This is a genomic window from Stenotrophomonas maltophilia group sp. P373 (genome assembly GCF_053295075.1).
This window is the reverse complement of sequence record NZ_CM129994.1, coordinates 3,207,688-3,229,338: the sequence shown is the minus strand read 5'-3', so window position 1 is coordinate 3,229,338 and position 21,651 is coordinate 3,207,688. Positions and strand designations below refer to the sequence as shown.

The 21,651-nt window shown below is 66.9% G+C and carries 19 protein-coding genes and 1 riboswitch; of the genes, 12 read left to right on the top strand and 7 right to left on the bottom strand.

What is annotated here, in order from left to right; translation table 11 throughout:
- The first annotated feature begins 46 nt into the window (after positions 1-46).
- The 5 genes from hflK (at position 47) to ACSYHF_RS15045 (ending at position 4,661) form a co-directional block, all read left to right on the top strand.
- On the top strand, positions 47-1,180 hold the full coding sequence (gene hflK, locus ACSYHF_RS15065) for an FtsH protease activity modulator HflK (RefSeq protein ID WP_005418335.1): 1,134 nt from the start codon (positions 47-49) through the stop codon (positions 1,178-1,180).
- Positions 1,177-2,040: a protease modulator HflC gene (gene hflC, locus ACSYHF_RS15060; protein ID WP_005414169.1), complete on the top strand. Its 864-nt coding sequence runs from the start codon at positions 1,177-1,179 to the stop codon at positions 2,038-2,040. Before hflK ends, hflC begins: the two co-directional genes overlap by 4 nt.
- A 67-nt stretch (positions 2,041-2,107) precedes the next feature.
- Positions 2,108-2,293, top strand: coding sequence for a DUF2065 domain-containing protein (locus ACSYHF_RS15055; RefSeq protein WP_447575775.1), 186 nt, complete (start codon positions 2,108-2,110; stop codon positions 2,291-2,293).
- 274 nt (positions 2,294-2,567) lie between these two features.
- Positions 2,568-3,860: an adenylosuccinate synthase gene (locus ACSYHF_RS15050; RefSeq protein ID WP_005418326.1), complete on the top strand. Its 1,293-nt coding sequence runs from the start codon at positions 2,568-2,570 to the stop codon at positions 3,858-3,860.
- A 132-nt stretch (positions 3,861-3,992) separates the two neighbouring features.
- On the top strand, positions 3,993-4,661 hold the full coding sequence (locus ACSYHF_RS15045; RefSeq protein WP_134955446.1) for a hypothetical protein: 669 nt from the start codon (positions 3,993-3,995) through the stop codon (positions 4,659-4,661).
- On the opposite strand, the gene ACSYHF_RS15040 is transcribed toward ACSYHF_RS15045, so the two are convergent.
- Positions 4,591-5,271, bottom strand: coding sequence for a M23 family metallopeptidase (locus ACSYHF_RS15040; RefSeq protein WP_447575774.1), 681 nt, complete (start codon positions 5,269-5,271; stop codon positions 4,591-4,593). The two genes, ACSYHF_RS15045 and ACSYHF_RS15040, sit on opposite strands and share 71 nt — an antisense overlap.
- Before the next feature lie 4 nt (positions 5,272-5,275).
- Complete coding sequence (locus ACSYHF_RS15035) at positions 5,276-6,238, bottom strand: L,D-transpeptidase family protein (protein ID WP_447575773.1); 963 nt, start codon at positions 6,236-6,238, stop codon at positions 5,276-5,278.
- A gap of 233 nt (positions 6,239-6,471) precedes the next feature.
- Between ACSYHF_RS15035 and ACSYHF_RS15030 the strand changes: the two genes are divergently transcribed.
- Complete coding sequence (locus ACSYHF_RS15030) at positions 6,472-8,598, top strand: methyl-accepting chemotaxis protein (protein ID WP_095378358.1); 2,127 nt, start codon at positions 6,472-6,474, stop codon at positions 8,596-8,598.
- Positions 8,599-8,686: 88 nt separating this feature from the next.
- Here the strand turns inward: ACSYHF_RS15030 and ACSYHF_RS15025 are convergent, their stop codons facing one another.
- Both ACSYHF_RS15025 and ACSYHF_RS15020 read right to left on the bottom strand, forming a co-directional pair.
- Complete coding sequence (locus ACSYHF_RS15025) at positions 8,687-8,977, bottom strand: hypothetical protein (protein WP_447575772.1); 291 nt, start codon at positions 8,975-8,977, stop codon at positions 8,687-8,689.
- Positions 8,978-8,991: 14 nt separating this feature from the next.
- Positions 8,992-9,504 (bottom strand): hypothetical protein, encoded by a 513-nt coding sequence (locus tag ACSYHF_RS15020; RefSeq protein ID WP_231111973.1) that lies wholly within the window; start codon positions 9,502-9,504, stop codon positions 8,992-8,994.
- Positions 9,505-9,671: 167 nt separating this feature from the next.
- On the opposite strand from ACSYHF_RS15020, the gene ACSYHF_RS15015 reads away from it, so the two are divergent.
- Positions 9,672-10,412 (top strand): alpha/beta fold hydrolase, encoded by a 741-nt coding sequence (locus ACSYHF_RS15015; RefSeq protein WP_065178227.1) that lies wholly within the window; start codon positions 9,672-9,674, stop codon positions 10,410-10,412.
- Between the two features lie 9 nt (positions 10,413-10,421).
- Here the strand turns inward: ACSYHF_RS15015 and ACSYHF_RS15010 are convergent, their stop codons facing one another.
- Together ACSYHF_RS15010 and ACSYHF_RS15005 are read right to left on the bottom strand one after the other, a co-directional pair.
- Positions 10,422-10,898 carry a hypothetical protein gene (locus ACSYHF_RS15010; protein WP_065178228.1) on the bottom strand — a complete coding sequence of 159 codons (477 nt, stop codon included), beginning with the start codon at positions 10,896-10,898 and terminating at the stop codon, positions 10,422-10,424.
- Positions 10,899-10,920: 22 nt separating this feature from the next.
- Entirely contained in the window at positions 10,921-13,011 is a 2,091-nt protein-coding gene (locus ACSYHF_RS15005) for a catalase (RefSeq protein ID WP_447575771.1), read from the bottom strand.
- 114 nt (positions 13,012-13,125) lie between these two features.
- Here ACSYHF_RS15005 and ACSYHF_RS15000 point away from each other — a divergent pair, with 114 nt between their 5' ends.
- From ACSYHF_RS15000 to ACSYHF_RS14990, 3 genes are all read left to right on the top strand, one after another.
- The gene (locus tag ACSYHF_RS15000) at positions 13,126-13,848 is read left to right on the top strand and encodes a helix-turn-helix transcriptional regulator (protein WP_005418296.1); all 723 of its coding nucleotides are present in this window, start codon (positions 13,126-13,128) and stop codon (positions 13,846-13,848) included.
- 82 nt (positions 13,849-13,930) lie between these two features.
- Positions 13,931-15,298, top strand: a complete 1,368-nt coding sequence (locus ACSYHF_RS14995) for an amino acid permease (RefSeq protein WP_329844264.1) — start codon at positions 13,931-13,933, stop codon at positions 15,296-15,298.
- A 186-nt stretch (positions 15,299-15,484) separates the two neighbouring features.
- Positions 15,485-15,895, top strand: coding sequence for a VOC family protein (locus ACSYHF_RS14990; RefSeq protein WP_005418291.1), 411 nt, complete (start codon positions 15,485-15,487; stop codon positions 15,893-15,895).
- A 93-nt stretch (positions 15,896-15,988) separates the two neighbouring features.
- Here the strand turns inward: ACSYHF_RS14990 and gcvP are convergent, their stop codons facing one another.
- Positions 15,989-18,856 carry an aminomethyl-transferring glycine dehydrogenase gene (gene gcvP, locus ACSYHF_RS14985; RefSeq protein WP_447575770.1) on the bottom strand — a complete coding sequence of 956 codons (2,868 nt, stop codon included), beginning with the start codon at positions 18,854-18,856 and terminating at the stop codon, positions 15,989-15,991.
- A 62-nt stretch (positions 18,857-18,918) separates the two neighbouring features.
- Positions 18,919-19,021: riboswitch (glycine riboswitch) on the bottom strand.
- A 299-nt stretch (positions 19,022-19,320) separates the two neighbouring features.
- On the opposite strand from gcvP, the gene ACSYHF_RS14980 reads away from it, so the two are divergent.
- Positions 19,321-20,547 carry a multidrug effflux MFS transporter gene (locus ACSYHF_RS14980; protein ID WP_053500685.1) on the top strand — a complete coding sequence of 409 codons (1,227 nt, stop codon included), beginning with the start codon at positions 19,321-19,323 and terminating at the stop codon, positions 20,545-20,547.
- A 144-nt stretch (positions 20,548-20,691) separates the two neighbouring features.
- On the top strand, positions 20,692-21,588 hold the full coding sequence (locus ACSYHF_RS14975) for a siderophore-interacting protein (RefSeq protein WP_005418287.1): 897 nt from the start codon (positions 20,692-20,694) through the stop codon (positions 21,586-21,588).
- The last annotated feature ends 63 nt before the right edge of the window (positions 21,589-21,651 follow it).

Sequence of the window (21,651 nt, the reverse complement as noted above, 5' to 3'; positions counted from 1 at the left end):
CCGCGGGAAGGGCCCGCGCCGCAGCCCACATCTTGATGGAGCGTGCATGGCCTGGAATACACCCGGCGGCAACAAGGGCGGACAAGGCCCCGAGGACAATCGACGCGGGCCGTTCGGGTCACGCGGCGGTGGCAATGGTGGTGGCTGGGGCGGTTTGCCCGGGCCACTGAAGGACCTGTTCGACGGCGGCATCGTGCGTTGGGTGGTGGCGGCCGTGGTGCTGCTGGTGCTGTTCTCCAGCTTCCAGTTGATCGGCGAACAGCAGCGTGGCGTGGTCCTGCGCTTCGGCCAGTTCTCGCGCATCCTGCAGCCCGGTCCGAACTTCAAGCTGCCGTGGCCGATCGAATCGGTCACCAAGGTCAACGCCACCGAGATCAAGACGTTCTCGATCCAGGTGCCGGTGCTGACCCGCGACGAGAACATCGTCAACGTCTCGCTGAACGTCCAGTACCGCATCGACGACCCGCAGCAGTACCTGTTCGGCACCGTCGATGCCAACCAGGTGCTGGAGCAGTCGGCGCAGAGCGCGGTGCGCGAGGAAGTCGGCCGTGCCGACCTCAACGCGGTACTGAACAACCGTGGCCCGCTGGCCGTGGCTGCCGAGGAGCGCCTGCAGGCACTGCTGAAGGCGTTCAAGACCGGCCTGACCGTGACCGGCCTGACCCTGCAGGACGCCCGTCCGCCGGAAGAAGTGAAGCCGGCCTTTGACGAGGTCAACGGTGCCCAGCAGGTCAAGGAACGCCTGATCAACGAGGCCCAGGCCTACGCTGCCAAGGTCGTGCCGGAAGCCCGGGGCCAGGCCTCGCGCGCCCGTACCACCGCCGAAGGCTACAAGCAGGCCGTGGTGTCCAAGGCCGAGGGTGACGCGCAGCGCTTCAGCCTGTTGCAGGCCCAGTACAAGGACGCCCCGGAAGTGACCCGCAAGCGCCTGTGGCTGGAGACCGTGCAGCAGGTGCTGAGCGAGAACCGCAAGGTGATCGGCGGCGATGGCCGCCAGCTGATCTACGTGCCGATGACTGGCGATACCCGTCCCACCACCTCGGCCCCGGCCGCAGTGGCGAACCCGGACGTGGTGATGCCGTCGCTGCCGGGTGCAGCGGTGGAAGCTTCCCGTGATCCGGGCCGGCCGGTGGGCCGCCCGACCGGGCGACCGAGCGGCCGTGAGGAGGGCAGCCGATGAAGAGTCCTATCTGGATCGCCGTGATCGTGGCGGTGGTGCTGGGCCTGCTCGGCTCGGTGTACGTGGTCCGTGAGGACCAGACCGCCATGGTGCTGAACCTGGGCAAGGTGGTGCGTTCGGACATCAAGCCGGGCCTGCATTTCAAGGTGCCGGTGGTGGAAACGGTGAAGGTCTTCGACCGCCGCTTCCAGGTGCTCGACACCGCGCCGGCGCGCTACTTCACCGCCGAGCAGAAGGACGTCAGCGTCGACTTCTTCGCCATCGGCTACATCTCCAACGTAGGTGACTACTTCCGTGCCACCGGCGGCGATCCGCGCATCGCCAATGCCCGCCTGGCACCGATCATCACCGACTCGCTGCGCAACCAGATCAACTCGCGCACCCTGCAGCAGCTGGTGTCCGGTGACCGCAGCGAGCTGATCGCCGAGCAGCTGAAGGGGATCAACGAGGCGGTGGCCGGCCTCGGCATGCAGATGATCGACCTGCGCATCAAGCAGGTGGACCTGCCGACTGACAGCCAGGTGATCAACGACGTGTACGAGCGCATGCGCGCCCAGCGCAAGCAGGAAGCGGCCAAGCTGCGTGCGGAGGGCGAGGAGCAGTCGCTGACCATCCGTGCCCAGGCCGACCGCGACAGCACCGTGCTGATCGCCGAGGCCGAGCGTGATGCACAGCGCCTGCGCGGTGAAGGCGATGCCGAGGCGGCCCGCATCTACGGCAAGGCTGGCTCGGCTGATCCGTCGTTCTATGCGTTCTACCGCAGCCTGGAGGCCTACCGTGGCTCCATGACCGACGGCAATGGCGTGATCGTGCTCGACAAGAACGACCCGTTCCTGCAGTACCTGAAGAACGACCGCTGAGGTCGCAGGGCACTACCCCACGGGGCCCGGCCAGACGCCGGGCCCCGTGCTTTTTCCGGAGTCCCCCATGAAAGATCTGTTCGCCGCCATCTGCCTGGTCGCGGTGCTGGAAGGCCTGTTCCTGTTCGTGGCGCCGTTCGCCTGGAAGCGCATGGCCGAGCGCCTGCTGGACCTGCCCAGCCCGGCCCTGCGCAGCTTCGGCGGGCTGGTGCTGCTGGCCGGCCTGGGCCTGCTGTGGTGGGTGAGGCATTAGCAGGGGTCAGATCCCTTTCCGCAGGAAAGGGATCTGACCCCATTTCGGTCCCCTGACCGGCCGGTGAAGCCGTCCGTCGGAAAGGTGGCAGCGGACCCCGGAAACCCGGATAATGCACAAAAGCCGGACGGGCCTCCCCGTTCGGCTTTTTCCGTGTCTGGGCCTTCCATCGCCGGCCGCTCCCCGTCTGGAGCCGCCCTCCAGGTGCTGGCCAGCCCCGCCACGGTTTACCCGTCCGCGGCCCCGATGGCCGCAACAAATCGAGGAGCCCGTCATGGGTCAGTCTGTCGTAGTGTTGGGTGCCCAGTGGGGCGATGAAGGCAAGGGCAAGATCGTCGATCTGCTCACTGAGGAAATCGGCGCCGTCGTGCGCTTCCAGGGTGGCCACAATGCCGGCCACACCCTGGTCATCAACGGCAAGAAGACCGTCCTGCACCTGATCCCGTCGGGCATCCTGCGTGACGACGCGCTGTGCCTGATCGGCAACGGCGTGGTGATCTCGCCGGCCGCGCTGCAGAAGGAAATCGCCGAGCTGGAAGCCTCCGGCGTGGAAGTACGTTCGCGCCTGAAGATCTCCCCGGCCGCGCCGCTGATCATGCCGTACCACATCGCTCTGGACCAGGCGCGCGAACGCGCTGCCGGTGGCAAGGCGATCGGCACCACCGGCCGTGGCATCGGCCCGGCCTACGAAGACAAGGTGGCGCGTCGCGGCATCCGCATCGCCGACCTGCATTACCCGAAGCAGCTGGAAGAACTGCTGCGCACCGCGCTGGATTACCACAACTTCGTGCTGACCAAGTATCTGAACACCGATGCGGTCGACTTCCAGAAGACCTTCGACGAGGCGCTGGCCTTCGGCGAATACGTGCAGCCGATGAAGTCCGACGTGGCCGGCATCCTGCACGACCTGCGCAAGCAGGGTAAGCGCGTGCTGTTCGAAGGCGCGCAGGGCGCGCTGCTGGACATCGACCACGGCACCTACCCGTACGTCACCAGCTCCAACACCACCGTCGGTGGCGCGCTGGCCGGTTCCGGCGTTGGCGCCGATTCGATCGACTACGTGCTGGGCATCGCCAAGGCCTACGCCACCCGCGTCGGCGGTGGCCCGTTCCCGACCGAACTGGACGACGAAGTCGGCCAGGGCATCCGTGACCGCGGCGCTGAGTACGGTGCCTCGACCGGCCGCCCGCGTCGTTGCGGCTGGATGGACATCGTCGCACTGAAGCGCGCCGTGGCCATCAACGGCATCAGCGGCCTGTGCATCACCAAGCTGGACGTGCTCGATGGCATGGAAAAGCTGAAGGTCTGCATCGCCTACGAATACAACGGCAAGCGCACCGAATATGCTCCGCTGGATGCGCAGGGCTGGGAAGAGTGCACCCCGGTGTACCTGGAGTTCCCGGGCTGGAGCGAGAACACCCACGGTATCACCCAGTGGGACGAGCTGCCGCCGGCGGCACGCGCCTACCTGCGTTCGCTGGAAGAACTGGCCGGCTGCCCGATCAGCATCGTTTCGACCGGCCCGGACCGCGACCACACCATGGTCCTGCAGGATCCGTTCGCCTGAGTGAGAGACCGGTAGCGCTGGGCCCTGCCTGGTGTTGCTGAAGGAAAAGCCCCGCGCAAGCGGGGCTTTTTCGTTTTCGGTACTGTGGCGGCACAGCCGGCAGGGCAGCGCAGCGATGACGGAGACTTCGGTATGAAGGGCGAGACGGTCGCACGGGTGACTCTGTGGCTGCTGTGGAGCCTGTGGACGCTGGCCTGCATCGTGCTGGTGCTGGGCGCGCTCGCCAATTACCTGGCTTCGCGCACGCAGACCCTGCCGCTGGTGCTGCAGCCGGGCGCGACCGCCGAGATCACGGTGTACCGCTTCATCGACGACCCGCTGCGACTGCGTCTGCGTTATGCGGATGACGGCGCCGATCCGGCGGTCGATCCCGAGCTGCGCCTGCGCGCGGAAACCCCAACCGATCGCACCGAGTTCCGCGCGGACAGCCGCTCGGCGGTGACCGATCCGGAGATCCACCGCGCACTGGAATCGGTCGAGCGAGACCGGTTCGCCGCCTCGTACTTCGGCTACGGCCGCAGTGACGCACTGCCGCGAGGCCGTTCCTCGCTGCGGCTGACCGTGCTGGAGGTCGATCCGGCGTTGGCCGGCCGTGCGGCCTCGGTGGACCTGCTGCCGCCGATGGACGTGCTGAAGCTGACCGACCTCGACTACCTCTGGCTGTGGCCGTTCTTCTTCTGGAAGATGGCGGCGCTGTTGCTGATGATTCCAGGAGCTGCGTTGGCCGTCTTTACTGTGGCATTGCGACGCTGGCAGCGCCGGGCATCATCGCTGCCGACTTCAGCAGCGGATAGGGATTGATCGACTCTCCCTTCCACCACTGCTTCTCCGGCCCCAGCACATGCACTTCGAAATGCAGGTGTGGGGCCTCGGCACTGGCGTTGCCCGTGCTGCCGACGTAGCCGATCACCTCGCCGCGCTTGATCACCTGCTTCTCGGCCAGGCCATCGGCGTAGCGCTGCAGGTGCGCGTAGTAGTAGCACCAATGCCCGCTGGGCTCGAACTGGTAGATCGTCAGGCCACCGCGCTCGCTGTCGAACAGTTTTTCCACCGTGCCATCGGCCACCGCCAGCACCGGCGTACCTGCATCGGCCATGATGTCGATGGCATCGTGTACGCGGCCCTCGCTGCGTGCATCGGTGAAGGTATCGCGCAGCTGCGAGGGCAGGATGCCCTGCACCGGCAGCAGTAACCCGGGCGGTGCATCCGCAGTCTGCGCGGCCGGCGGCGCGGTGGAGGCGGGTGGGACTGTTGCGCCTGGCGCTACCGGTTCCGTCACCGGCGCGGCGGCCACCGTCGATGGCGCTTCCGGCAGCGCGTCGGTCACCGGCTCATCCATATCGCGGTGCAGCCACCAACCTGCACCCAATCCCAGCAGAACACCCAGCACGATCAGTTGCGAAAGACGCATCGACTCACTCCTGCATCACGACAGGCACCGAGGTGTCCACTGCGTCGGCCACGCGCAGCGCATCCCAGTTGGTCATGCGTACGCAGCCATGCGACTCGGTCTTGCCGACACGGCCGGGCTCGGGCGTGCCATGCAGGCCGTAATGCGGCTTGGACAGGTCGATCCAGACCCGGCCGACCGGATTGTTCGGGCCGGGCGGCAGCGTGGCTTTCTTTTCGCCCTTGCGTGCATCCCAGAACAGCTTGGGGTTGTAGTGGAACGGCGGGTCGCGGTAAACGCCCAGGATCTTCCATTCGCCGATCGGCAGCGGGTCGTGCTGGCTGCCGGATGACACCGGCACCTGCGCGATCAGCTTGCCCTGCGCGTCCAGTAGCTGCAGCGTGGAGTCGGATTTGTCGACCACGATCCTGGCGGCCTTCGGCAATGCGGCCGGGGCGATGTTGGGGACCTGGATGCGGCTGCCAGCCCTGGTCAGATCCACGCCGGGATTGAGCATCTTCATCAGCTCTGGGGACGCGTGGAAGCGCTCGCCCAAGGCTTCTTCCACACTGCTGTAGCCCAGCGATTTCACCTTGGCCTGGGCGGCGGGTCCTTTCGGTATCGGCTGGAACGGGCCGGCGACATCCTCAGCAGTCAGCGTGTAGCTGGCCAGCGGCGTGATCGTATCGGCCTGCAGAGCCTTCCAGGTGGCGTCGTCCAGCTCACCCGTTACGGTCAGGCCGTGTGCCGTCTGGAAGCCTGACACCGCCCGCCGCTGGTTGCTGCCTACCTCACCATCAATCTGGCCCGGAGAGAAGTTCGCACGATCCAGCAGCACCTGGGCATGCAGTGCGGAGCGCACTGCGGTGTCCGGGCCAGCCTTCTCGGCAATGGGGGCGGGCAGGTTGGGCGGCGGCGCCTGCGCGAAGGCCGGCGACGCCAGCAGCGAGATTGCGAGCAGGGTGGATCGAGACACAGATGAGCGCATTGGGATCTCCAGCAGGTACGCCGCCACCTTGCCCGCAGGCGGCGCCGAGCCGCCGTGAAAGGGATCTGATGCCCGCATGAGCAGGCATGTCATTGCGGCCGGTTGCCAGCGGCATGTGTCGCTGGGACGGGGGCTCACCAAGGTGAACGGTGGCCGACGCCGTCGATGGGCGGCGATCAAGATTGCCTGCCGTGCCGCCGATAAGGCCACATCCCCCCGTTTTGGATACCCCCATGAACTACTTGAGGAACGTCAGGGTTGCCTGGCGTCTTGGGCTGGGCTTTGGCCTGTTGCTGCTGCTGGTTGCCGCCGTAGTGGCCACCGGCGCCACCGCCAGCGTCGTGCAGAAGCGCGCGATGCAGCAGGTGGTCGACGTCAGCGTGGCCAAGGTGCGCCTGTTGTCGCAGATGCTCGACGCCAACAACCAGATGATGGTGGTGCGCCGCGAGATGCTGATCCGTCAGGGCGAAGACCGCGGCAGCGATGAGAAGCGCATTGCCGATCTGGTCAAGCGCTATGAGGCCAGCTGGACCGCCTACCAGGCACTGCCAGGCGATGCGGAGGGCAAGGCCATCGCGGAAACCATCGCGGCCAAGCGTGCCATCGCGCGCCCGCTCAACAAGCAGACCAGCGAACTGATGGAGCAGGGCGACTACCCGGGCGCCGTGGCGCTGACCCTGGGTCCGGTGCAGGAAGCCGCCAACGGCTGGAACAAGGCGCTGTCCGATGGCGTGGACTTCGAGGAGAAGGAAAGCCGTGAGGCTGCCGCCGAGGCGATCCGCCTGGGCGAGCGCAGCCTGCTGCAGCTGCTGGTGCTGGGCGGCGTCGCGTTGCTGGTGGGCATCGGTGCCTCGGTGATGATCGGCCGCAGCCTGACCGGTCCGCTGGCGCGCGCGGTGAACCTGGCCGAGCGCCTGTCCAAGGGACAGCTGGACCAGGAGTTCCGCCTCGGTGGCCGCGACGAGCTGACCCAGCTGGGCGAGGCGATGGCCAGCGTGCGCCAGAGTGTGCAGGCGGCGATCGGCGCGCAGTTGCAGATGGCCGAGCAGCACGAGGCCGGTGCAATCCGCTATCGCATGGACGCCAGTGCGTTCCCCGGTGATTTCGGCCGCATGGTGCAGGCCACCAACAGCCTGGTGGAGTCACACGTGCAGGTGGAACTGCTGATGGCCGAGGTGATGCAGCGTTACGCCATGGGTGACCTCAGCCGCGACCTGCCGGACTACCCGGGCGAGAAGGGCACGCTGACCCGCACCCTGGCAGCGGTGAAGCAGAGCCTGATGGCGATCAACGCGCAGATCGATGAACTGGCCCGCGCCGCACGCGCCGGCGATTTCAGCATGCGTGGCGATGCCGCTGCGTTCCAGTACCAGTTCAAGACGATGGTCGAGCACCTCAACGGCATGATGGCCAGTTCGCAGGCCAGCATCGCCGATGTTTCCGACGTGCTGCGCGCGATCTCGCATGGCGACCTGACCGCACGCATGGAGGGCGAGTACGACGGCGTGTTTGCGCGCATGCGCGACGATGCCAACACCACCACCGCGCAGCTGACCGGCATTGTCCGCGGCATCCAGGTGGCTGCCGACAGCATCAACAACGCGGCCCAGGAACTGGCCGCCGGCAACAACGACCTGTCGCGCCGCACCGAGCAGCAGGCCGCGAATCTGGAAGAAGCGGCCGCGTCGATGGAGGAGCTGACCTCCACCGTACGCCAGAACGCCGAACTGGCGCGTCAGGCCGACAGCGAAGCGCATGCCGCCGGTGCCGCCGTGCGCGAGACCGAGCAGGCGATGGCACAGATGGCATCGGTGATGGGCGAAATCGATCAGTCCTCGGCGCGCATCTCGGAAATCTCCACGGTGATCGACGGCATCGCGTTCCAGACCAACATCCTGGCGCTGAATGCCGCAGTGGAAGCTGCGCGTGCAGGCGAGCAGGGCCGTGGCTTTGCCGTGGTCGCCAGCGAAGTGCGCACACTCGCGCAGCGTGCCGGTGTCGCCGCCAAGGAGATCAAGGAACTGATCGAGGACGCAGCTTCCAAGGTGAAGAGTGGCCTGGCGGTGACCGTTGAATCGGAAGCCGCGATCGCACGCGTGGCGCAGGCCAGTTCGCGCACCACCCAGCTGATGAGCGACATCGCAGCGGCCAGCAAGGAGCAGGCCGCCGGCATCGAGCAGGTCAACCAGGTGGTGGTGCAGATGGACCAGGTGACCCAGCAGAACGCCGCGCTTGTGGAAGAAGCCACTGCCGCGAGCCGCGCGCTGGAAGAACAGGCGCATGCACTGACCACGTCAGTGGCGGTATTCCAGCTGGAGCAGGGGCCGCGCATGCCGGTCATGCCGGCGCGGGCGGCGTAAGCGACCTGTAACTGGATACTGGAAGGCGCCCTGCCTGCGATGTCCCGCATGCAGGGCGTCGATGCACCCACCGGAACGATGCCGCGGGCTAGCGCCCGCGCGCTGAGCGTTCGATCAGCCAGCCGGCTGCGTACAGCAACAGCAGTGTTGGCGGAACCAGCACTGCATATGCGGTCGACCAGGGTTTGCCACGCAGCAGGCCGCCTGCGCCGATGGCATCGAGTGCGGCGGACTGCAGGGTGATGGGGAGCGCCATCAGGATATAGGTACCCTTCGGGTCCCCTTCCGACTGCGCGCCGTGAACCAGCCATGCGGTCCACAGCAGGTAGACCACGCAAAGCGCAAGACCGGTCCAGCTCAGGAGTCGCCGCATCTTCATCCGCATGCCCCGGTTCAACGGACGTCGAAGCGGGCCTGCAGCGGCAGGCTCACCTTCCGCAGCAGATCCCGGACCACCACCTGCGCAGTCCACGTGCCTTTGGGATCACCGGCCTCGGCGACGAACTTCAGGTGCAGGTTGGTCATGTACAGCAGGTTTGGCGGGCCTGTCAGGGCGGCGGTGAAACAGGGAACATCGCGTTCGTCGATACTGGTACTGCCGTCCGGGCGCAGCATGCGCAGATCGCAGTGCACCTTGGGTACGCGGTTCTCGTCCAGTTGCGGGTTGGAGAGGAATGTCAGCAGGAACAACTCACCGCCCAGGTGGACTTCGTTGGCCTCGTTGAAGCCGGGAGTGGTCTCCGGCGGGGTCTCCCACTTGGCCCGCCAGTCGGCATCGGAAGTGACCAGCAGCGATGCCGCGAAGCCGCCGCTGGATTTCATGGCATCGGTCTCCGTCAACGCCTTGCCATCCCCATTTATCCAACCATCGCTGGCGGAGCTGTTCAGTGGCAGCATCATGGCCATCATGGCCAGCGCGCAGGTCCATCGCATCAACGGCTCTCCCGGGTAGCCGCGTCCCGCGGCAGAGCGGGTAGTATTGCCCAACATTGGCCGGCAAAGCAGCAGGACAGCCGGAGCAGGGGTTCCGTTGCCTGCCGATGTGGGTGATGCTTGCCAGCAAAGGAGGTGGCATGGGAATCGGGAGCGAGGAAACGCCGATCTGTTTCCCTGCATCGGCCGCGCCGCAGCACGTGCTGATGCTGCCCGGTCTGGATGGCTCCAGCAGGCTGTCGCCCCCGTTCCTGTCGGCACTCCAGGCTTACGGTCTGACAACGCAGGCGATCACGCTGCCCGCGCAGGGACCGCAGGATCACGCCACGCTTGCCCAACGGCTGTGGTCGCAGCTGCCCAGTCGTCCCTTCATCCTGCTCGCCGAGTCTTTCTCGGGCCCGTTGGCTGTTGAACTGGCCACGCGCCATCCCACCGGGCTGCGCGGACTGGTGCTTGCAGCGACCTTTGCGCGTCGGCCGGTGCCACTGCCGGCAGCCAGCGCAGCCCTGCTGTCGCCGGCCTGGCCGCTGCCTCCCGTGGCATTGCTGGCGCGCCTGTTGCTGGGGCCGTGGTACACCCGCGGGCACACGTCGATGCTGCGCGATGCGTTGGCCAGGACTCCGACGAGCACGTTGCGGCAACGCGCCGCAGCAACCCTGCGGGTCGACGTGCGTGCATTGCTGCCAGCGATCCAGGTGCCGACGCTGTGCCTGCACGCGTGCCACGACCGCCTGCTGTGGCCGCCCAGCGTGGCCGAGCTGCAGGCCCTGTTGCCCGATGCCCGCCATGTGTCGTTGGAGGGGCCACATCTGCTGCTGCAGGCGCGTGCCGACGCAGCTGCAGCCGAAGTGGCCGCGTGGATGAGGACGTTGCCGCGTTGAACGATGCGCTCAGCTGCGGGCGCGGGTACGTGCCGCTTTCCTGGCCGCCACCTTGCGCACGGTCTTCTTCGCCGCACGGGTCTTGGCCGCCTTCTTCGCTGCAGCACTGCGCGAGGCGGCTGTACCGGCCTTCTTGACCGCTGTCTTCTTTGCGGCCTTCTTGGCGGCGGTCTTACGAGCCGGTGCCTTCTTTGCCGCCGCCTTCTTCGCAGGCGCCTTCTTCGCGGCCGTCGCCTTGGTCGTGGCCTTCTTTGCGGCTGACTTCCTGGCAGGCGCCTTGCTGGCCGCCTTCTTGCTCGCCGCCTTCTTCGTACCCTTGCGTGCGCTGCCGCTACGTTTGCCGCCACCGTCCTGCTTGTTCACGGTGGCCCAGGCGATGCGCTCGGCAGTCCCTTCACTTGCGCCGCGCTCGCGCTCGCTGTCCTCGATGTGCTCGGCCTGGCGCTTCTGTTTCCCGGTATATGCGGATTTGTCACCACGGGGCATGACGGTTCTCCTGTTGTAGTGGTCAGGCCAGCAGGCGCAGCTTGGGCTCACGCGCCCACTGGCGGGTGGCGGCGACTGCCAGGAAAGCCTTGGCGTCTTCCGCTTCGACGATGCCGGGGTCGTTGCCGACCCGTGCCGCCTTCAGCAGCGCCTGGCCGCCTGCGTCGCTGGCGATGGCCTTCAGGTGTGCCCAAGCCTGGCTGACGAACTCCAGGGCGGCGCTCTCTTTCGACAACGCCTTCGACGCTTCCACGCTCAGCACCACGGCCACCGCATCGAACACGGCCGATGGCGTGCCGGCCAGTTGCCCATCGGCGGCCTGTACGCTGCCGTCACTGAGCGTGGCGCCTCCCACTTTTGGTGCCACCAGCTTCACCTCCGCACCTGCCTTCCGAGCGGCCTTGCTCAGGCTGGCGATCACGCGGGCATCGGAGCCCTCATCGAACAGGACGCCGATGCAGCGACCCTGCAGGATGGGCTTGTTGCGCCCGATCATGCGCACCTCGGGAGCGGGGGGCATGTCCCGCACCGGGGTGGCAGTCGGCGCCGCGTCGGGCAGTGCAGGCAACGCCAGACCATCGGCCACGCGCCGGGCCAGCGATTCGTCGATGTTGCGCAGGTGGCTGACGGTGCGCACCCGCACCTTCAGCGTTTCCACCTTGGACAACTCGAAGACCAGCGCCGATGCGAGGTGCGCCTGCTCCGGCTTTTCAAGGCTGCGGAAGAACATCCGGGCCTGGCTGTAGTGGTCGGCGAAACTCTCCGCACGCGTGCGGCCCTTGCGGCCGTCGTCGGCGCTGGCATGGCTGCGGAAACCGGCCGGTGTCTCGCGCGGGGTGTCGTCCTGCAGCGAGCTGGGATCGTAGGCCACGCGGCCCTTGGGCACCTGCATCTGCATGTGGCCATCGCGCTGATGATTGGCAAACGGGCACTTCGGAGCATTCACCGGGATCTGGTGGAAGTTCGGGCCGCCAAGGCGCAGCAGCTGGGTGTCCAGGTAGGAGAACAGGCGGCCCTGCAGCAGCGGATCGTTGCTGAAGTCGATGCCCGGCGGCACGTTGGCCGGGCAGAACGCCACCTGTTCGGTCTCGGCGAAGAAGTTGTCGGGCCAGCGGTCCAGCACCATGCGCCCGATCACCTGCAGCGGTACCAGCGATTCAGGGATGATCTTGGTCGGATCCAGGTGATCGAACGGAAATGCCTCGGCGTCCTCTTCCGTGAACAGCTGTACCGCCAGTTCCCACTCGGGGAAATCACCGCGCTGGATGGCCTCGAACAGATCGCGGCGATGGAAGTCATTGTCAGCCGATTGCAGTTTCAACGCTTCGTCCCAGACCGTGGACTGGATACCCAGCTTGGGCCGCCAGTGGAACTTGACGAAGGTCGACTCGCCCGCCTCGTTCAGCAGGCGGAAGCTGTGCACACCGAAGCCTTCGATCATCCGCAGCGAACGCGGTATGGCGCGGTCGCTCATCGCCCACATGATCATGTGCATCGACTCGGGCATGAGCGAGATGAAATCCCAGAAGGTGTCGTGGGCCGTGGCGGCCTGCGGAAACGCACGGTCCGGTTCCATCTTCACCGCATGCACCAGGTCCGGGAATTTCATGGCGTCCTGGATGAAGAACACCGGAATGTTGTTGCCAACCAGATCCCAGTTGCCCTCCTTGGTATAGAACTTGACCGCGAAGCCGCGCACGTCGCGGGGGGTATCCACCGAGCCCGCGCCGCCGGCTACCGTCGAGAAACGGGTGAACACGGGCGTCTTCACGCCTACCTCGGTCAGGATACGCGCGCGGGTATGGGCGGCCAGTGACCGGGTCAGCTCGAAGTAGCCGTGTGCTGCGCTGCCACGTGCGTGCACGATGCGCTCGGGAATGCGTTCGTGATCGAAGTGGGTGATCTTCTCGCGCAGGATGAAGTCCTCCAGCAGCGTGGGCCCTCGAGTTCCCTGCCGCAGGGAGTTCTGGTTGTCTGCCACCGGGATGCCCTGATCGGTGGTCATCACCGGATGGGTGCCCCCGGCCTGCTGGTGCAGTTCATCGCCGTCGCCCCGGCGGTGGTTTTCGGCAGGGGCGATTGCGCGCTTGCCGGTCGGCTTGCTGGCGGCCATTGACGTTGGCTCCGAATCATCAGAAGGAACCACGACACTGGAACCAGCCCCGTTAAACCGAGGTCCGGCAGAGGTGAACGTACAGGCAAAAGCAGGCTCGGGTATGCTTGCTCCATGCGAGTCGAGCCCGCCGACATCGAAGCCCTGTTCGACGCCATCCCGGACGTGCTGTTCTTCATCAAGGACCGCCAGGGGCGGTACACCCACGTCAACCAGACCATGCTGCGACGGCTGGGCCTGCGCGCGCGCAAGGACGTGATCGGGCGCACGGCGGCCGAGATCTACCCGACCGGCCTCAGCGCGGACTATGTCGACCAGGACGCCCGCGTGCTGTCCGGCGAGGTGATCGAGAACCTGATGGAGCTGCACCTGTTCGCCAACCGCGAACCGGGCTGGTGCCTGACCTGCAAGCGACCGCTGCTGGTCGATGGCGCCATCGAGGGCCTGATCGGCATTTCCCGCGACCTGGGCCAGAAGGATAGCCTGGGCGCCCAGTACGAGCAGCTGCGGCTGGCCCTGGCCCACCTCAACGCGCACTACGCCGAGAACGTGCGCATGCAGACCCTGCTGGACATCACCGGCTTCTCGCTGTCCAAGCTGGAACGCAGTTTCCGCAAGGTGTTCCAGATGACCCCGCAGCAGGTGCTGACCCGGCTGCGGATCCAGATGGCCATGCACCTGTTGCATGGAGACGACAGCATTGCCTGCATCGGGCAGGCCTGCGGTTTCAGCGACCAGAGTGCCTTCACCCGCAAGTTCAAGGCTGAAACCGGTTTCTCGCCGCGCGCCTATCGCGCCCGTATCGGCGGCAACGTCGGCGAGCCCGCACTGGCCTGAGCCGCCTGCTGCGCTGTGCCTATCCCCGTGGGCACGGGACAGGGTAAGGTGTCGCCCCTGTAGCCCGCCGCCAGCCCCGCCGATGCCCAACTCGATTCCGACCGCTTCGCCGTCCCGCCTCGGACATTCGCTCAAGCCCCGCCAGCTGATCATGATGGGCCTGGGCAGCGCCATCGGCGCCGGCCTGTTCCTCGGCTCGGGCGTGGGTGTGCAGGCGGCCGGTCCGGCCGTTCTGGTCTCGTATCTGGTCGCTGGCGCGCTGGTGATCATCGTGATGAACGCACTGGGCGAGATGGCGGCGGCCAAACCGACCAGCGGCGCGTTCTCGGTGTACGCCGCCGATGCCATGGGCGCCACCGCTGGCGCCACGGTCGGCTGGTTGTGGTGGGTGCAGCTGGTGATCGTGATCGCCGCCGAGGCGGTCGGTGCGGCCGGGTTGCTTGCCACGGTCTGGCCGGTGGTGCCGGTGCCGATGGCTGCGTTGGCCTTCATGCTGTTCTTCACTGCGATCAACCTGCTCGGGGTGAAGAACTTCGGCGAGTTCGAATTCTGGTTCGCCATCCTGAAAGTGGCGGCGATCCTGGCCTTCATTGCCATCGGCGTGGCACTGCTGATGGGCTGGCTGCCGCAGGTCACCTCACCTGGCCTGAGCAACTTCACCGAACACGGTGGTTTCGCACCGAAGGGCCTGGCCGGGATCGGTGCGGCGCTGCTGGTTGTCGTTTTTGCCTTCGGCGGCACCGAAATCGTCGCCGTTGCGGCGGCCGAAACCGAAGATCCCGAACGCAGCATCGCCCGTGCCATTCGTACCGTGGCCTGGCGCATCCTGGTGTTCTACATCGGCTCGCTGAGCGTGATCATCGCCGTGGTGCCGTGGACCAGCGAAGCACTGAAGTCGCCCTTCGCCGCCGTGCTGGACATTGCGCGCATTCCGGGCGCAGGCACCGCCATCACCCTGATCGCGGTGATCGCGCTGCTGTCGGCACTCAATGCCAACCTCTACGGCGCCTCGCGCATGATGTATTCGCTGGCGCAGCGCCGCGAAGCGCCGGCCGTGCTGGGCTGGACCGATCCGCGGCAGGTGCCGGTCATCGCCGTGCTGGCCAGCGTGCTGTTCGGCTTTGCGGCCACGGTGATGGAGCTGCTGTTCCCGGACCGGGTGCTGCCGGTGCTGCTGAACATCGTCGGTTCCACCTGCCTGCTGGTGTGGACGCTGTCGCTGGTTTCGCAGCTGGTGCTGCGCCGCCGCGCCGATCGCCTGGGTACCCGGCTGCCATTCCGCATGGCCGGTTTCCCGTGGCTGACCTGCTGCGCGCTGGCGATCCTGGCGCTGATCTTCGGCCTGCTGCTGAGCGAGGCGCACACCCGCCTGCAGTTCCTGTCGATGGTGGCGCTGACCGCCACCATCGCCGCCGGCAGCGCCATCGCCCGGCGCATGCGCGAGGCGTGACTGAAGCTGTAGAGCCGACCCTACGGTCGGCTGCGGTTGCTGTAGTTTCTGTAGAGCCGACCCTGTGGTCGGCTGCTGTTCGCGTAGTCGCCAGCCGAGCGCGGGCTCGGCTCTACAGCCGGCATACATCCGCCGTGCCATCCTGATCGTGTGGGCCGCCAGCGGCCCGTCGACCAGGAGTACCGCATGCTGCGCAGCCGTCCCTTCCTGATGTTCACCGGCCAGGCCGAGGCCGCGCTGGCCCTGTACGCCGAAGCCTTTGCCGATTTCCGCCTGCTGGCCCTGCAACGCCACCCCGAGGGGGCCGGCGCCGGCGTACCCGGACAGGTCCGCCAGGCCATCTTCCTGCTCGGTGGCACCCATTACCTGTGCTTCGACAGCCTGGATGTGCACGACTTCACCTTCAGCCCGTCGATCTCGCTGTTCGTCGAGTGTTCCGGTGCCGAGCAGTTCGAGCGTGCGGCACGCGTGCTGGGCGAGGGCGGCCATTGGTTGATGCCGGTGGGTGATTACGACTTCAGCAACCGCTATGGCTGGGTGCAGGACCGCTTCGGCGTATCGTGGCAGTTGAGCCTGGGACAGATGCCGGACCCGTGATCGGGTAACTGTGGGTGTGGACCCTGGTTCACACGCCCTCATGAAAACGGCCCGCTTGCGCGGGCCGTTTTTCTTTATCGATGCAGTGAGGAATCAAGCCTCGACTTCATCATCCTTGTAGGCATCGACCGGGATGCAGGCGCACATCACGTTCTTGTCACCGTACACGTTGTCGACGCGTGCCACCGGCGGCCAGTACTTGCTCTGCTTCAGGCTGGCCAGCGGGAAGGCGGCCAGTTCGCGCGGGTAGGCGTGGGTCCACTCGCTGGCGGTCACCGCGGTGGCGGTGTGCGGCGCGTTCTTCAGCGGGTTGTCCTCGCGGTCCAGGCGGCCGTCTTCGATCGCGCTGATTTCCTCTCGGATCTGGATCATCGCGTTGATGAAGCGATCCAGCTCGTGCAGCGACTCGCTCTCGGTCGGTTCGACCATCAGCGTGCCCGCGACCGGGAAGCTCAGGGTCGGGGCGTGGAAGCCGAAGTCGATCAGGCGCTTGGCGACGTCCTCGGCGCCGATGCCGCTGGTCTTCTCCAGCGGGCGCACGTCCAGGATGCACTCGTGCGCCACCAGGCCGTTACGGCCGGTGTACAGGGTCTTGAAGTGCGGAGCCAGGCGCTTGGCGATGTAGTTGGCGTTGAGCTGCGCGACCTGGGTGGCCTTGCGCAGGCCTTCGCGGCCCATCATCGCGATGTACATCCAGCTGATCGGCAGGATCGAAGCACTGCCGAAGCTGGCCGCGCTGACCATGCCGACCGGGCCGTTGTCACCCAGCTTGCCCGGCAGGAACGGGGCCAGGTGCTCCTTGACCGCGCACGGGCCCACGCCCGGGCCACCACCGCCGTGCGGGATGCAGAAGGTCTTGTGCAGGTTCAGGTGCGAAACGTCCGAACCCCACTTGCCCGGCTTGGCCACGCCGACCAGGGCGTTCATGTTGGCGCCGTCGGTGTACACCTGGCCGCCGTGCTTGTGGATGATCTCGCAGATCTCGACCACCTCTTCCTCGAACACGCCGTGCGTGGACGGGTAGGTCATCATGATCGCGGCCAGGCGGTCGCTGTACTTCTCGGCGTTGAGGCGGATGTCCTCGACGTCGACGTTGCCGTTGGCATCGGTCTTGGTCACCACGACCTTCATGCCGCACATCTGCGCCGAGGCCGGGTTGGTGCCGTGCGCCGAGTCCGGGATCAGGCAGATGTCGCGGTGGCCTTCGCCGCGCGAGCGGTGGTAGGCGCGGATCGCCAGCAGGCCGGCGTACTCGCCCTGCGCGCCGGAGTTCGGCTGCAGGCTGACCGCGTCGTAGCCGGTGCATTCGACCAGCATCGCTTCCAGCGTGTCGATCAGTTCCTTGTAGCCCAGCGCCTGGTCGGCCGGCACCAGCGGGTGGATCTGCGAGAACTCCGGCCAGGTCACCGGGATCATCTCGGCGGTGGCGTTGAGCTTCATGGTGCACGAGCCCAGCGGGATCATCGTGCGGTCCATCGCCAGGTCCTTGTCGGCCAGCGAACGCAGGTAGCGCAGCAGTTCGTGCTCGCTGTGGTGGGTGTTGAACACCGGATGGGTCAGGAACGCGGACTGGCGCAGCAGGCCGGCCGGCAGCGCGTCGGCGGTGCTGGCGTCCAGCGCCTCGACGTCAGCCTGCGCGCCGAACACGGCGGCCAGCGCGACCACGTCGGCGCGGGTGGCGGTCTCGTCCAGGCTGATGCCGACCGAGTCGCTGTCGATCGCGCGCAGGTTGTAACCGGCGGCGCGTGCCTTGGCGTGGATCTCATCGGCATGCACGCCGGTGACGTGCAGGGTGTCGAAGAAGTCGCCACCGACCTGCACGCCGGCGTTGCGCAGTGCCGCAGCCAGGATCGAGGCCAGGCGGTGGGTGCGCCGGGCGATGCGGGTCAGGCCTTCCGGACCATGGTAGACCGCATACATCGAGGCCATCACCGCCAGCAGCACCTGTGCGGTACAGATGTTGGAGGTGGCCTTCTCGCGGCGGATGTGCTGCTCGCGGGTCTGCAGGGTCAGGCGGTAGGCCGGGTTGCCCTGGGCATCGACCGAAACGCCGATCAGGCGGCCCGGCATCGAGCGCTTGTAGGCGTCACGGCAGGCCATGAACGCGGCGTGCGGGCCGCCGAAGCCGAACGGCACGCCGAAACGCTGGCTGTTGCCGACCACGATGTCCGCGCCCCATTCGCCCGGTGCGGCCAGCAGGGTCAGCGCCAGCAGGTCGGTGGCCACGGCCACCAGGCCGCCGCGTGCGTGCACGGCCTCGACCAGGGCCTTGTAATCGCCGATCTGGCCGAAGGTGTCCGGGTACTGCAGCAGCAGGCCGAAGGCTTCCGCTTCCAGTGCTTCGGCCGGGGTGCCGACGCGCAGCACGATACCCATCGGTTCAGCGCGGGTACGCAGCAGTTCCAGGGTCTGCGGGTGCACGGCGTCGTGCACGAAGAAGGTGTCCGACTTCGACTTGGCCGAACGCTTGGCCAGGGTCATCGCTTCAGCGGCGGCGGTGGCTTCGTCCAGCAGCGAGGCGTTGGCGATCTCCATGCCGGTCAGGTCGGCGCACAGGGTCTGGAAGTTGATCAGCGCTTCCATGCGGCCCTGCGAGATCTCGGCCTGGTACGGGGTGTAGGCGGTGTACCAGGCCGGGTTTTCCAGGATGTTGCGCAGGATCACGTTCGGGGTGTGGGTACCGTAGTAGCCCTGGCCGATGAAGCTGCGCAGCACGGTGTTCTTGTCGGCGATCGCGCGGATCTTCGCCAGTGCCTGCACTTCGGTCATCGACTCCGGCAGCGCCAGCGGCGCCGGCGACTTGATCTTGGCCGGCACGATGGCATCGGTCATCGCATCCAGCGACGCGTGGCCGACGACGTCGAGCATCTGCGCGATCTCGGCATCGTTGGGGCCGATGTGGCGCTCGACGAACGCATTGTGGTGCTCGAGCTCACGCAGGGAAGGGGTGTTCTGGGACATGGCGAAGGATCCGTCAGGAAAGGGCACACGCACGGGCACAAGCCGCCGGTCGGCGGTCTGCGGGGCGCCCCTCTGTCCTTTTGCCTGAGAGTTTGGAAGCGCGGAAAACCGCGGCTTCGTGCCCCTTCGGCGCCGGATCGAACCGGTCTCTCCAGAGTTCTGTTACGGGTGGTATCGGGCCTGAGCGATTACGGGCGTTGCGCCTTCGGCAGCGGTGTTCCGCTTCTCCCACCGTGTTGCCCGCCGATTATAGCCCGTTGCGGGCCCGCTGGCCGTCTACGGGCCTGGCCGCTGCGCCTGAATGGCCGATGGCCCGGACGTGCGTTTTGTGCATCGCTGCATGGCATCAGGCGCAATCCCCACCTATGATGGCCAGATACCCGAATTCATCTGGCGCCCTCCCTGCAGACAGGGACCGGCGCCCGCCGTGCGTGCCACGCATGGCCCTGCCGGACGCCCTTCCCATGACCGCCGCTGTTGCTCCCTCCACCCGCCGCATGGCCCTGCTGCTTGCCGGCCTGGCCATGTTCGGCCCGTTCTCGATCGACACCATCTTCCCGGCCTTCCCGCAGCTGGCCCGGCGCCTGGCGGTGGACGAGGTGGCGGTGCAGCAGACCATCAGCGTGTACCTGCTGTTCTACGGCCTGATGAGCCTGGCGCACGGCCCGCTGTCCGACGCCTGGGGCCGCAAGCGGGTGATCCTCGGTGGACTGGTGGTGTTCGTCGGCGCCTCGGTGGGCTGCGCACTGTCCACCGACCTGACCACGCTGCTGGCCTTCCGCGCGCTGCAGGGCCTGTCGGCGGGTGTCGGCATGATCGTCGGCCGCGCGGTGATCCGCGACCTGTACCACGGCCATGACGCGCAGCGGCTGATGAGCCAGGTGTCCATGCTGTTCGGCATCGCCCCGGCCATCGCGCCGATCATCGGTGGCTGGATCCTGCTCAGTGGCGCGGGATGGCCGCTGATCTTCTGGTTCCTGGTGGTGTTCGGGCTGGTCCTGCTGGCGGCCACTGCACGCTACCTGCCCGAGACCCATCCGGTCGAAGCGCGCGTGCCGTTGTCACCGCGCGCGTTGATGCGTGATTACGTGCGCATCGGTTTCAATCCACGCTTCCTGCGCCTGGCGCTGGCCGGCAGCATCGGCTTTGGTGGAATCTTCCTGTACATCTCCTCGGCGCCGGTGTTCGTGATGCAGCACCTGCACCTGGGCGAGGGCGGGTTTGCCTGGTTGTTCATCCCGACCATCGGCGGCATGACCACCGGCTCATTCCTGTCCGGGCGCATGGCCGGGCACACCACGCCCACCCGCCAGGTCTCCATTGGTTTCGGCCTGTGCGCATTGTCGGTGCTGTTGAACGTTGGCTACGTGGTGCTGTCGCCACAGTTCGTACTGCCATGGGCGGTACTGCCGATCTTCCTGGGGGGCATGGGCATGGCGCTGATCTTCCCGATCCTGGCGCTGGCGGTACTGGACATGTACCCGCATCAGCGCGGCCTGGCCTCGTCGCTGCAGGCCTTTGTGCAGCTGATGATCAGCACCGTGGTGGCCGGCGTGGTGTCACCACTGCTGAGCGGTAGCCCGCTGCACCTGGCACTGGGCCAGGCGGCGTTCTTCGGCGCCGGTTTCGTGTTCTGGTACTGGGAACACCAGCGCGAGCGTGCGGCGCAGGCAGCCTGCACGGGTCACTGAGCAGCGCGCAGGGGTAGGGCGGGCCACGATGCCCGAAACACTTGCGGCAGAGAACGGCCGGACTAGGCTGGGCACTCCAGCCAGCCGGTGCGTGGATGCACGACAGCCAGCCGATCCGATGTCGTTGCATGAGGTTTCCCCCAAATGGCTGCGCAGCAGACCTACCGCCTGTTCGAGGTGGCGCTGAAGGAGCGCCGCGTTCTTTCCCCTTCCCTGGACCGCATGGTGTTCACCGGCGCCGACGTGGCGCGGATGAAGACCGAAGGCCCGGACCAGCGCATCAAGGTGTTCTTCCCCTTGCCTGGCCAGGACCTGCCGCAGGTGCCCTGCGGCGAGGACTGGTATCCGCGCTACCGGGCGCTGCCGGACGATCAGCGCCCGCCGATGCGCACCTACACCATCCGCCAGCTGCGTGCAGAGCTGGGCGAGGTCGATGTTGATTTCGTGCTGCATGGCGAGACCGGGCCGGCCTCACGCTGGGCCATCCATGCACGCCCCGGCGACCGTGTGGTGTTGCTGGCTCCCGATGCCGACTGCGCCGACAGCAGTGAAGGTTGGGAATGGAAGCCGCCGGCCGGCGTCGGCCAGGTGCTGCTGGTGGCCGATGAAACCGCGTTACCGGCGGTGGCTGGCATTCTTGAGGAACTGGCGGCCATGGTGGATCCGCCGCGTACGCTGGCCTTGCTGGAAGTGGCGCAGGCCGGCGACGCGGTGCCGCTGAAGGCACCGGCTACCGCCGAGCTGGTCTGGCTGCCGCGCGGGCGCGCGGCGTACGGGGCGCCTCTGTTGCAGGCGGTGCAGGCGCGGCTGGCAGCGGCCTCGGGCGTGGTTGCCGGCGATGCGCCGGAGGAGATCGACGTCGATACGCAGATCCTCTGGGAACAGGCCGATGCCAGCGTGGCAGGGCCGCTGTATGCCTGGGTGGCAGGCGAGGCGGGGGCGGTGATGGCGATCCGTCGCCATCTGGTCCGTGACTGCGGGCTGGACCGCCGCGCGATCACCTTCATGGGCTACTGGCGGCACGGCAAAGTGCTGGATTGAGCGGGTGTGAAGCGGCGTGGCGGGTGGGGTGCGCTATCCTTGCGCCCCCCTCGCAGCGGTATT